The organism is Methylobacterium variabile (genome assembly GCF_001043975.1).
Lineage (GTDB): Bacteria > Pseudomonadota > Alphaproteobacteria > Rhizobiales > Beijerinckiaceae > Methylobacterium > Methylobacterium variabile.
On record NZ_LABY01000225.1, the window covers coordinates 24245 to 35138 of the forward strand.

At 73.7% G+C, this 10894-nt stretch carries 13 protein-coding genes; 11 read left to right on the forward strand and 2 right to left on the reverse strand.

All coding sequences use genetic code 11. From position 1 onward, the window contains the following. Window positions 1-5 precede the first annotated feature (5 nt). Complete coding sequence (locus VQ02_RS27905) at window positions 6-239, reverse strand: hypothetical protein (protein ID WP_048447512.1); 234 nt, start codon at window positions 237-239, stop codon at window positions 6-8. 307 nt (window positions 240-546) lie between these two features. Here VQ02_RS27905 and VQ02_RS27910 point away from each other — a divergent pair, with 307 nt between their 5' ends. Further along, complete coding sequence (locus VQ02_RS27910) at window positions 547-843, forward strand: DUF1330 domain-containing protein (RefSeq protein WP_048447513.1); 297 nt, start codon at window positions 547-549, stop codon at window positions 841-843. A gap of 425 nt (window positions 844-1268) precedes the next feature. Here VQ02_RS27910 and phnF read toward each other — a convergent pair whose 3' ends face one another. Then, complete coding sequence (gene phnF / locus VQ02_RS27915) at window positions 1269-2024, reverse strand: phosphonate metabolism transcriptional regulator PhnF (protein WP_048447514.1); 756 nt, start codon at window positions 2022-2024, stop codon at window positions 1269-1271. 99 nt (window positions 2025-2123) lie between these two features. On the opposite strand from phnF, the gene phnG reads away from it, so the two are divergent. The 10 genes from phnG (at window position 2124) to VQ02_RS27965 (ending at window position 10786) form a co-directional block, all read left to right on the forward strand. Beyond that, window positions 2124-2597: a phosphonate C-P lyase system protein PhnG gene (phnG, locus tag VQ02_RS27920; RefSeq protein ID WP_083469497.1), complete on the forward strand. Its 474-nt coding sequence runs from the start codon at window positions 2124-2126 to the stop codon at window positions 2595-2597. After that, the gene (phnH, locus tag VQ02_RS27925; RefSeq protein ID WP_245239877.1) at window positions 2597-3205 is read left to right on the forward strand and encodes a phosphonate C-P lyase system protein PhnH; all 609 of its coding nucleotides are present in this window, start codon (window positions 2597-2599) and stop codon (window positions 3203-3205) included. The genes phnG and phnH overlap by 1 nt, the downstream gene beginning before the upstream one ends. 2 nt (window positions 3206-3207) lie before the next feature. Continuing rightward, window positions 3208-4320: a carbon-phosphorus lyase complex subunit gene (locus VQ02_RS27930; protein ID WP_048447515.1), complete on the forward strand. Its 1113-nt coding sequence runs from the start codon at window positions 3208-3210 to the stop codon at window positions 4318-4320. Beyond that, a complete protein-coding gene (locus tag VQ02_RS27935) occupies window positions 4317-5198 on the forward strand; it encodes an alpha-D-ribose 1-methylphosphonate 5-phosphate C-P-lyase PhnJ (protein WP_048447516.1) in 882 nt (293 codons plus the stop codon). Before VQ02_RS27930 ends, VQ02_RS27935 begins: the two co-directional genes overlap by 4 nt. Then, window positions 5191-5937, forward strand: a complete 747-nt coding sequence (locus VQ02_RS39510; protein ID WP_245239878.1) for a GNAT family N-acetyltransferase — start codon at window positions 5191-5193, stop codon at window positions 5935-5937. Before VQ02_RS27935 ends, VQ02_RS39510 begins: the two co-directional genes overlap by 8 nt. Then, the gene (gene phnK / locus VQ02_RS27945; protein ID WP_048447517.1) at window positions 5934-6707 is read left to right on the forward strand and encodes a phosphonate C-P lyase system protein PhnK; all 774 of its coding nucleotides are present in this window, start codon (window positions 5934-5936) and stop codon (window positions 6705-6707) included. Before VQ02_RS39510 ends, phnK begins: the two co-directional genes overlap by 4 nt. After that, window positions 6707-7423 (forward strand): phosphonate C-P lyase system protein PhnL, encoded by a 717-nt coding sequence (gene phnL / locus VQ02_RS27950; RefSeq protein ID WP_048447525.1) that lies wholly within the window; start codon window positions 6707-6709, stop codon window positions 7421-7423. Before phnK ends, phnL begins: the two co-directional genes overlap by 1 nt. Window positions 7424-7438: 15 nt before the next feature. Next, window positions 7439-8575: an alpha-D-ribose 1-methylphosphonate 5-triphosphate diphosphatase gene (locus tag VQ02_RS27955; protein WP_048447518.1), complete on the forward strand. Its 1137-nt coding sequence runs from the start codon at window positions 7439-7441 to the stop codon at window positions 8573-8575. Next, entirely contained in the window at window positions 8575-9108 is a 534-nt protein-coding gene (gene phnN, locus VQ02_RS27960; RefSeq protein ID WP_048447519.1) for a phosphonate metabolism protein/1,5-bisphosphokinase (PRPP-forming) PhnN, read from the forward strand. The genes VQ02_RS27955 and phnN overlap by 1 nt, the downstream gene beginning before the upstream one ends. 139 nt (window positions 9109-9247) lie before the next feature. Then, window positions 9248-10786, forward strand: coding sequence for a CYTH and CHAD domain-containing protein (locus VQ02_RS27965; RefSeq protein WP_048447520.1), 1539 nt, complete (start codon window positions 9248-9250; stop codon window positions 10784-10786). Window positions 10787-10894 lie beyond the last annotated feature (108 nt).

Below are 10894 nucleotides of genomic sequence, written 5' to 3' on the forward strand. Positions count from 1 at the left end.
TCGGGTCAGCGCTGCATGTTGCGGAAGCGGCAGTAGCGGCCGGTGTCCCGGTAGCCCGCCGGGCACCGGCGCACGCAGGCGCCGGCCGCGAATTTCAGCGGCGGGCGGCAGACGTTGCCGAGACGCTTGGCGCGGTACTGGTAGGACTGCGCCGGCCCGGCCTCCGCCGGCGTCGGCAGGCCGAGCGGCAGGGCGCCGGCGATCAGGAAGAGGGCGGCGCAGGTCAGGCGGGTGGGCATCGATGGCTCCGGCTCGAGGCACCGGGGTAACTTCCGTTAGGCAAGGAAGTTCGGGGCCAGGCGGTCTGCCGGGGATTGCGCGTCGCAGCTCCACCCCTTTCTCGCTGCTCGACGGCCTGAACGACCGCGAGGTGGAGAGCGGCCGTTCGCTCATGCCGCCGCGACCGTCCGGATCGCGGCCCCCTTGCGCGGATCGGCCCATGGATTGACATTCTACGACGCAGGCTCGGCAGGGCGTGACCACTCGGGCTGCTCTGCCCGACGAGGACGCCGTGCCGCGTCCGATTCTGCACCGTGGAGAGGAACGATGGCCAAGGCCTACTGGGTTGCGACGTATCGCTCGGTCAGCAATCCCGACGCGTTGGCCGCGTATGCCAGGTTGAGCGGACCGGCGATCGCCGCGGCCGGCGGGCGAATCCTCGTGCGGGGATTGCCTGCCCATACCTACGAGGCGGGACTCGCGCAGCGCACCGTCGTCATTGAGTTCGACAGCGTGGAGCAGGCGAAGGCGGCGCATGACAGCGCGGCCTACCAGGAAGCGCTCGCGGCCCTGGCCGGCGGAGCCGAGCGCGACATTCGGATCGTCGAGGCCTCGCAAGCCTGATCCTTCTGTCGGCACACGCCCCGAGGGGAAGAGGAACGGCCACCGGCCAGGACCGGACCTCGTACCCGCCCGGGTTCAGCATCCGGAAAGGCCGCTCGGGGACGGATCCGGATTTCAGTCCCGGTGGGACGTTCGATACTGCGCGTCCGGGCGTGAATCCGTGACACGCGTCGGGCGCAGCGGCGCCGGATCCCGTTGTCTCCGCCTCACCGGCGCTGGTCGTGTCGCATTCGCGGGCCGAGGCTCGGCTCCGAAAGGTTCGCGCCGTTCTCGATAGGTTGGCGCGGCGCGATGGCGGGATGTGCGGCACGATGGTGCCGTCCGGGCGGCGGAAGAGTGAAGAGCCGCCGAGCCGGTGACCGCTTCGGCGAACGATGCTGAGGGGGTCGGATGTCCCCCTTCGCATGGTCGCGCCGGCTGAGGTTTCAGCCCAGTCCCTCCACCACCAGCTCCACCCGGTCCGCCGCGAACAGGCTGCGCGTCGCCTGGATCGGGATCCCCGCCGCATCGACGTTGATGCTGGTGAGCACGATCAGCACCCGGCCGGGCGTCAGGTCGAGCCGGGCGGCCTCGTCGGCGGCGGCCGGGCGGGCACCGATGCGGGTCGAGAGGCGGGTGTAGTCGGCGACGCCGAACTCGGCATAGGCGCGGGTGAGCGAGCCGAGGGCCGCGTAGGCCCGGTCGAAGCCGGCGAAGCGCGGCAGTGGCAGGCAGGTCCGGGCGGTCGAGAGCGGCGTGCCGTCCGCCCGATGCACCGTCTGCAGTTCGAGGATCGGATCGCCCGCCGCGATCCCCAGGGCCTCGGCAGTGGGGGCGTCCGCCGGCAGGCTGCCGGCCGCGATCAGGTCGCCCCAAGCCTCGCGCCCGGCCTTGCTCGCGATCTCCGAGAAGCGCGTGCGCCGGCCGATCGGGTAGGCGAGGCGCGGCGTCTCCACGAAGGTGCCGCGCCCCTGCGTCGCGCGCACCAGTCCGCGCTCGGCGAGCGCCGCCAGCGCCCGGCGCACGGTGTGGCGGTTGACCCCGAACCGCGCCGCCAGGGCCGCCTCCGTCGGCAGCTGCGCGCCGCCCGCGAGGCGCCCGGCCTCGATGTCGGCGGCGAGGCCGTCCGCGATCTGGCGCCACGCTGCCAGCCCCTCCCCCCGTGCCAGGACCGTCACCGGGCCGTCGCCACCCGCGCTCATACCGTCATCCAACTTTCATTTGCTCCCGGTTCTTCGGTTGTCTATACCACTAGACAACACCGATGCCAGCAGGCAGTCCCGATGCCAGCGGATCCCGCGATGCCCGACCATACCCCATCCCCGGCCGAAACGCCCGATCTCGCCGCCCGCCGGGCCGTGATGGCCCTGTGCGGCGCGGCCCGCGCGGAGGAGCTGCGCGACGCCCTGGCGGAGGTCGGCACCCCGGGCGAGCCCGAGGACCTGCGCCCGCCGGAGACCGGCTTGGTGATGACCCGCGGGCGCATCGGCGGCGACGGCCGGCCGTTCAACCTTGGCGAGGCGACGGTGACCCGCGCGGCGGTGCGCCTGGCCAGCGGCGAGACCGGCTTCGCCTACCATCTCGGCCGCGACCGGGCGAAGGCGCGGCTGGCCGCGACCCTCGACGCGCTCTGGCAGCGGCCGGAGCTTCGCGCGCCCGTCGAGGCGGCGCTCGCCCCCGTGGCCGCGCGGCGCACCGCCGAGCGCGAGGCCGAGGCGCGTCGGATCGCGGCGACGCGGGTGAACTTCTTCACCATGGCCCGGGGAGAGGATTGATGGCGGGAGGCGTCATGCTCGCGCGCGGCTTCGCCGACCCCGTCCACGACGCCCAGGGCGTCTTCCGCGCCGTGATGGACGCGCTGGCCCGCCCCGGCACGATCCAGCCCGTGGCCACGCGCCTGGCGCCCCCGGCGCCGCTGACGCCCGAGCTCGCCGCGGTCGCGCTGGCGCTGGCCGATTCCGACGCGCCGCTCTGGCTCGATGCCGGGCTCGCGCGGGATCCGGCGGTGGCGGGCTTCCTGCGCTTCCACACCGGCGCCCGCATCACCGACGACCCCGCCGAGGCGGCCTTCGCCCTGGTCTCGGACGCCGCCGCCTGCCCGGACTTCGCGATCTTCGCGAACGGGACGCCGGCCTATCCGGACCGCTCCGCGACCCTGGTGCTGGCGGTCTCCGAACTCGGCGACGGCCCCGGCGGCTGGCGCCTCGAGGGGCCGGGCATCCGCGGGAGCGCCCGCCTCGCGGCCTCGCCGCTGCCGGCGGATTTTTCCGCGCGCCTCGCCCGCAACCACGCGGGCTTCCCGCAGGGGATCGACCTGATCCTGGCCGGCCCCGGTCGCGTCGCCGGGCTGCCGCGCTCCACCCGCGTCACCCTGGAGGATTAGCCATGTACGTGGCCGTCAAGGGCGGCGAGGCCGCCATCGCCAACGCGCACCGGCTGCTGGCCGAGAGCCGCCGGGGCGACGTGTCGGTGCCCGATCTGTCGGTGGCGCAGATCCGCGAGCAGATGGCGCTCCTGGTCGACCGGGTGATGACCGAGGGCTCGCTGCACGATCCCGACCTCGCCGCCCTGGCGCTCAAGCAGGCCCGCGGCGACCTGATCGAGGCGGTTTTTCTGGTGCGCGCCTACCGCACCACCCTGCCCCGCTTCGGCGCCTCCGAGCCGGTCGAGACCGGCGCGATGACGTTGCGCCGCCGCATCTCCGCCACCTACAAGGACCTGCCCGGCGGCCAGGTGCTCGGACCCACCTTCGACTACACTCACCGCCTGATCGACTTCGCGCTCGCCGCCGAGGGCGAGGCGCCGGTGGCCGAAGAGGCCGAGCCGCTGGCGGACGCCGCCCACGCGCCGCGGGTGACCGATCTCCTCGGCCATGACGGCCTGATCGAGCCCTCCGCCCCCGACGACGGCACCCCGCCCGGCGACCTCACCCGCGAGCCCCTCGACTTCCCGGCCGACCGGGCCCTGCGGCTCCAGGCGCTGGCGCGCGGCGACGAGGGCTTCGTCCTGGCGCTCGGCTACTCGACGCAGCGCGGCTACGGCCGCACCCACCCCTTCGTCGGCGAGATCCGGGTCGGCACGGTGGCGGTCGAGTTCGTGCCGGAGGAGCTGGGCTTCCCCGTGCCCCTCGGCGAGGTCGCGCTGACCGAGTGCCAGATGGTCAACCAGTTCCACGGCAGCGCCGAGACGCCGCCCCAGTTCACCCGCGGCTACGGCCTCGCCTTCGGCCAGAGCGAGCGCAAGGCGATGGCGATGGCCCTGGTCGACCGGGCCTTGCGGGCCGAGGAGCTGGGCGAGCCGGTCGGCGCCCCGGCGCAGGACCAGGAATTCGTGCTGGCGCATTGCGACGCGCTCCAGGCCACCGGCTTCGTCGAGCACCTGAAGCTGCCCCACTACGTCGACTTCCAGGCCGAGCTGGAGCTGGTGCGGCGCCTGCGCGCCGAGCACGCCGCCCGGCACGCGCCCTCTGAGACCGAGATGAAGGAGGCTGCGGAATGACGACCGCCGTCGCCATGCCGGAGACCGGCTACAACTTCGCCTATCTCGACGAGGGCACCAAGCGGATGATCCGCCGGGCGATCCTCAAGGCGATTGCGATTCCCGGCTACCAGGTGCCCTTCGCCTCGCGCGAGATGCCGATGCCCTACGGCTGGGGCACCGGCGGCGTGCAGGTCACCGCCGCGATCCTGGGTCAGGACGACGTGCTCAAGGTCATCGACCAGGGCTCGGACGACACCACCAACGCGGTCTCGATCCGGGCCTTCTTCGCCCGCACGGCCGACGTCGCGGTCACCACCCGCACCCGGGACGCCACGGTGATCCAGACCCGCCACCGCATCCCGGAGGCGCCGCTGCACGAGGGCCAGGTGCTGGTCTACCAGGTGCCGATCCCCGAGCCCCTGCGCTTCCTCGAGCCGCGCGAGACCGAGACGCGCCAGCTCCACGCACTCGCCGAGTACGGGCTGATGCACGTCAAGCTCTACGAGGACATCGCCCGCCACGGCCACATCGCCACCACCTACGCCTACCCGGTCGAGGTCGCGGGCCGCTACGTCATGGACCCCTCGCCGACGCCGAAATTCGACAACCCGAAGATGGACGACTGCCCGGCGCTCCAGCTCTTCGGCGCCGGCCGCGAGAAGCGGATCTACGCCGTGCCGCCCCACACCCGGGTGCGCAGCCTCGACTTCGAGGACCATCCGTTCCGGGTCCAGGCCTTCGACCGCCCTTGCGCCCTCTGCGGCGCCGAGGGCGTCTACCTCGACGAGGTGCTGCTCGACGATGCCGGCGGGCGGATGTTCGTCTGCTCGGACACCGACCATTGCGAGGAGCGCCGGGCCGACGGGCATGTCGGCGCGGAGGCGGCGCATGCCTGACCTGACCGTCCGCCTCGCGCAGAAGCCCGACCTGCCCGTCGTGCTCGGCCTCTACGCCGAGCTGAACGACGGCCGGGTCGCGACCCTGGAACAGGCCGAGGCGCTGCTCGCGCGCCTCGGCTCCTATCCCGATTACGGGCTCTACGTTGCGGAGGCCGAGGGCCGGGTCGTCGGCACCTTCTGCCTCGTGATCCTCGACAACATCGCCCATTGGGGCACGCCCTCCGCGCTGGTCGAGAGCGTGGTGGTGACCTCCGCCGAGCGCGGCACCGGCCTCGGCCGGCGGATGATGCGGGAGGCCGGCCGCCTGGCCGCCGAGAAGGGCTGCTACAAGCTCGCCCTCACCTCGAACGTCGACGCGAAGCCCGCCCACCGCTTCTACGAGAGCCTCGGCTTCGAGCGCTACGGCTACAGTTTTCGCCTGGATCCTCCGTTCACGGCCGATGAAAGGCTGTCCAGGGAAGGAGAAGCCGCGGGTTCCTCCTCTCCCCGCGGGCGGGGAGAGGGCCGGGTCCCCCTTGTCGGGGACACGGCGAGCCCGCAGGGCGAGGGTGAGGGGGTGTCTCCGGAGGAGGCTCCTCCGGCATCACCCCCTCACCCTCGCTCCGGCTTCGCCTTCGCGAGCTCCGTCGGCGACGAGGTTGCCGGAGCCCTCTCCCCGCCAGCCGGGAGAGGGGAAGGCCCGCGCCTTTCGATGGCATCGAACAGCCCGGAAAGCGACGAGGAGACGACGGCATGAGCGACGCCCTGCTCCAGGCCCGCGGCCTGACCAAGCGCTACGGCGCCCGCACGGCTTGCGCCGACGTGTCGTTCGACCTCGATCCCGGCGAGGTGCTGGCGATCGTCGGCGAATCCGGCTCCGGCAAGTCGACCCTGCTGTCGCTGATCGCCACCGAGCTCCGGCCCGATTCCGGCAGCGTCTCGTACCGGATGCGCGACGGCGAGTTGCGCGACCTCGCCGCCTTGAGCGAGGCCGAGCGCCGGGCCTTGATGCGCACCGACTGGGGCTTCGTGCGCCAGGACGCGCGGCAGGGCCTGCGCATGGCGGTCTCGGCCGGCGGCAATGTCGGCGAGCGGCTGATGGGGGCCGGCGCCCGGCACTACGGCACCATCCGCGGCACCGCGCTCGACTGGTTGGCCAAGGTCGAGATCGCCGCCGACCGGATCGACGACCCGCCGACGCGGTTCTCCGGCGGCATGCGCCAGCGGCTGCAGATCGCCCGCAACCTCGTCACCGGCCCGCGCCTCGTGCTGATGGACGAGCCGACCTCGGGCCTCGACGTCTCGGTCCAGGCGCGCCTCCTCGACCTGATCCGCGGCCTCGTCGCCGAGCTCGGCCTCGCGCTCGTCATCGTCACCCACGACCTCGCGGTGGCCCGCCTCCTGTCGCACCGGGTGATGGTGATGCGCGCCGGCTGGGTGATCGAGACCGGCCTCACCGACCAGGTGCTCGACGATCCCTCCGAGCCCTACACCCAGCTCCTCGTCTCCTCGGTGCTCGCCGCATGATGCCCGACCGCAACTCCCCCGCCCTCGAATTCCGCGACGTGGCCAAGACCTTCACCCTGCACCTGCGCGGCGGCGTGCAGCTGCCGGTGATGGCGGGCGCCGACCTCGCCGTGTACCCGGGCGAGTGCGTGGTGCTGGGCGGTCCCTCCGGCGCCGGCAAGTCCTCGCTCCTCAAGATGGCCTACGGCAACTACCGCTGCGACCGCGGGCAGATCCTGGTGCGCGACGGCGCGGCGCTGATCGACGTCGCCTCCGCGCCGCCCCGGCAGGTGCTGTCCCTGCGCCGCCGCACGATCTCCTACGTGTCGCAGTTCCTGCGGGTGATCCCCCGGGTCGGCGCCCGCGAGGTGGTGGCCTCGGCCGGTCGCGAGGGCGGCATGGCGGCCGACGTCGCGCTGGCGCGGGCCGAGGAGCTGCTCGCCCGCCTCAACCTCCCCGAGCGCCTGTGGGACCTGCCGCCGGCGACCTTCTCGGGCGGCGAGCAGCAGCGGGTCAACATCGCCCGCGGGCTGATCGCCGAGCGGCCGATCCTGCTCCTCGACGAGCCCACCGCCTCCCTCGACGCGCAGAACCGCGCCGTGGTGGTGGAGCTGATCCGCGCCCGGCAGGCGGCCGGGGCCGCGCTCCTGGGCATCTTCCACGACACCGACGAGCGCGAGGCGGTGGCGACCCGGGTGGTCGACGTCACCGCCTTCGCGCAGAAGCGTGCGGCCTAAGGTAAGGGGACCTCCATGCAAGACCGGATCCTCGAGAACGCCACCCTGGTGCTGCCCGACCGGGTGCAGCGCGGCTGGCTCGCCGTGGTCGACGGCCGCATCGCCGAGATCGGCGAGGGCCGGGCGCCGGAGAACGGCCTCGACCTCGACGGCGACCACCTGATCCCGGGCCTCGTCGAGCTGCACACCGACCACCTCGAGAGCCACTACGCGCCCCGCCCCAAGGTGCGCTGGCACCCCCTCGGCGCCGTGCTCGCCTACGACGCGCAGATCGCGGCGTCGGGTATCACCACGGTGTTCGATTCGCTCCGCGCCGGCAGCGACCCGGACGGCAGCGGGCTGGGGCCCGAGCTGATGCAGCTCGCCGCGGCGGTCGAGACCGCCAAGGGCGCCGGCCTCTTCCGAGCCGAGCACCTGACGCATCTGCGCTGCGAGATTCCCTCCGCCGACGTGATCGACACGGTGCGGGACTTCACCGCCCGGTACTCCGTCGGGCTGATCTCGCTGATGGACCACACCCCGGGCCAGCGCCAGTTCCGCGACATCGAGAAGTACTACACCTACGCCACCCGCGGCGGCCGCTCGATCACGGAGATCCAGGCCAACACCGCGATGAAGATCCGCGACGGCGAGGCCTTCAACGCGATCAACCGCCCGGCCCTCGTCGCGCTGGCCCGCGAGCACGGCATCGCGCTGGCGAGCCACGACGACACGACCCTCGCCGACGTCGACCTCGCGAAGGCCGAGGGCGTGCGGCTGGCCGAGTTCCCGACCACGATGGAGGCCGCGCAGGCGGCGCGCGAGGCCGGCATCACCGTGATGATGGGCGCGCCGAACCTGATCCGCGGCGGCTCGCATTCCGGCAACGTCGCCGCCGAGGCCCTGGCGCGGGAGGGCCTCCTCGACGTGCTCTCCTCCGACTACGTGCCGGGAAGCCTGGTGATGGCCGCCTTCGGCCTCCCCGAGCGGGTCTCCGCCATCACCCTGCCCGCGGCGATCGCCACCGTGACGGCGAACCCCGCCCGGGCCACCGGCTTCACCGACCGCGGCGCCCTGGCGCCGGGCCTCAGGGCCGATCTGGTGCAGGTCCGCCTCGCCGAGGGCGTGCCGGTGGTGCGCCAGGTCTGGCGCCAGGGCCGGCGGGTGGCCTGATGGGCGCCGGCGGCTTCGTCCTCGTGGTCGGCCCGAGCGGGGCCGGCAAGGACACGCTCCTGCGGCTCGCCCGCGAGGCCCTGGCGGGCGATCCCCGCTACGTCTTCCCGCGCCGCCTCGTCACCCGCGCGCCCTCGGCGCACGAGGACAACGAGCCGATCAGCGAGGAGGATTTCTCCGCCGGCGAGGCGGCGGGGCGCTTCGCCCTGTCCTGGCGCGCCCACGGCCTCGGCTACGCCCTGCCGGCCTCGAGCGCCGACCTCGCCCGGGCCGGCCGCATCGTGGTCTGCAACGTGTCGCGCCGCGCGGTCGGCGAGGCGCGCCGGCGCCTGCCCGGCGTCACCGTGGTCGAGGTCACGGCCCCGCCCGAGGTGCTGGCCGCCCGCCTCGCCGCCCGCGGCCGGCGCGAGGACGGCGACCTCGGGGCGCGGCTCGCCCGCTCGGCCTCGGTGACCGCCGACCTCGTGGTGATGAACGATCGCGCGCCGGAGGCCGGGGCTTCGCGGCTTCTCGCCCACCTGCGGGCGCGCTGACGGCGCGTCCCCGGCGCCGGTTCCGTGCGGGAAGGCTTTGCGAAACCTTCCGCCTCGTCCATGATTTCCGATCTGCCCGCCGACATTGTGCGGGCCGTCCGCCCGTCGGCGGACCCACCGGGAGATCAGGACCGCCGTGATGAGCGAACCGCGCGAGACCGAGCTGAAGCTGGATGTCGAGGCCTCCGACCTCGCACGCCTGCGGGAGCACCCGCTGCTCGCCGGGGAGTGGACCGAGACGGAGCTGACCTCCGTCTACTTCGACACGCCGGACGGCCGCCTGCGCGAGGCCGGCTACACCCTGCGGGTGCGCCGGGACGGCGACCGCCACGTCCAGACCGTGAAGGCCCGGAGCAAGGCGGCGGCCGGCCTGTTCGACCGGCTGGAATGGGAGAGCGAGGTCGCCGGGCCGGCGCCGGAGCCCGCGGCCTTCGCCGGCACCCCCGTCGCCAAGCTCCTCGACGGGGTCGAGGACCTGACCCCCCTCTACACGTCCACGGTGACCCGCAGCGTGCGGCGCCTCGCCGATGGCGGACCGGAGGGCGGCCGGATCGAGGTCGTCCTCGACCGCGGCCGGGTCTGGGGGCCGGACGACCGGGTCTCCCCGATCAGCGAGCTCGAGCTCGAGCTGACCGGCGGCTCGCCCTCGGCCCTGTTCGACCTCGCCCGCTCCCTCGGCGCCGACGTGCCGCTGCGCCTCGGCGTGCTGAGCAAGTTCGAGCGCGGCGACGCCCTGCTCAAGGACCGCCTCGGCCGGGCCGTGAAGGCCGAGCCCGTCCCCCTCGCCCCGGAGATGACGACGGCCGAGGCGTTCCGGGCGGTGGCCTATGCCTGCCTGCGGCAGACCCGCCTCAACGAGACCGTGCTGCTCGGCCGGCGCGACGTCGAGGCGCTGCACCAGCTGCGCGTCTCCCTGCGCCGCCTGCGCTCGGCCTTCTCGCTGTTCGGCGCGGTGATCGAGGATCGCCGCACCCCGGCGATCAAGGCCGAGCTGAAGCGCCTGAGCGAGCCCTTCGGCCACGCCCGCAACCTCGACGTCTATCTCGGCAAGACGCTGCCGCTCGAGCGCGAGCGGCGTCCCGACGAGCAGGGCCTCCTGATCCTCGAGCGCCACCTCGAGACCGAGCGCGCCGCGGCCCACGACGCCGTGCGGGCGGTGCTGGAGAGCCAGGAGTGGCGCGGCTTCCTCCTCGACCTCGTCGCCTGGATCGAGGCCGGCCCCTGGCTCGGGCCCGACAACCCGCAGGCCGCGCGCCGCGACGGCCCGGCCCGGGCCTTCGCCACCGAGGAGCTGGAGCGCCGCCGCCGCCAAGTGAAGAAGCGCGGGCGCCACCTCGCCGAGCTCGACCCCGAGGCGCGCCACCAGGTGCGGATCGCGGCGAAGAAGCTGCGCTACGGCGCCGAGTTCTTCGCCGCTCTCTACGACGGAAAGAAAGCCGCCAAGCGCCACAAGGCCTTCGCGGCGGCGCTGGCCGACCTCCAGGACCACCTCGGCGACCTCAACGACATCGCCACCGCCCACACCCTCGCGATCGATCTCGCGAAGGGCGCGCCCGAGGGCGCGGTCTTCGCCGCGGGGCTCGCCACCGCCGACACCGAGGCGCGGACCGAGCGGCTGCTGGCCGAGGCCGAGAAGGCCCACGAGGCCCTGATCGACGTGCGCCCGTTCTGGCGCTGACACCTCCCGCCGCCGGCCTGCCCGCGCCTGCCGTCGTCAGGCGCGGGGCATCAGGGCGTAGAGCGTGATCGCGGCGGCGTTCGAGACGTTGAGGCTCTGGATCGCGCC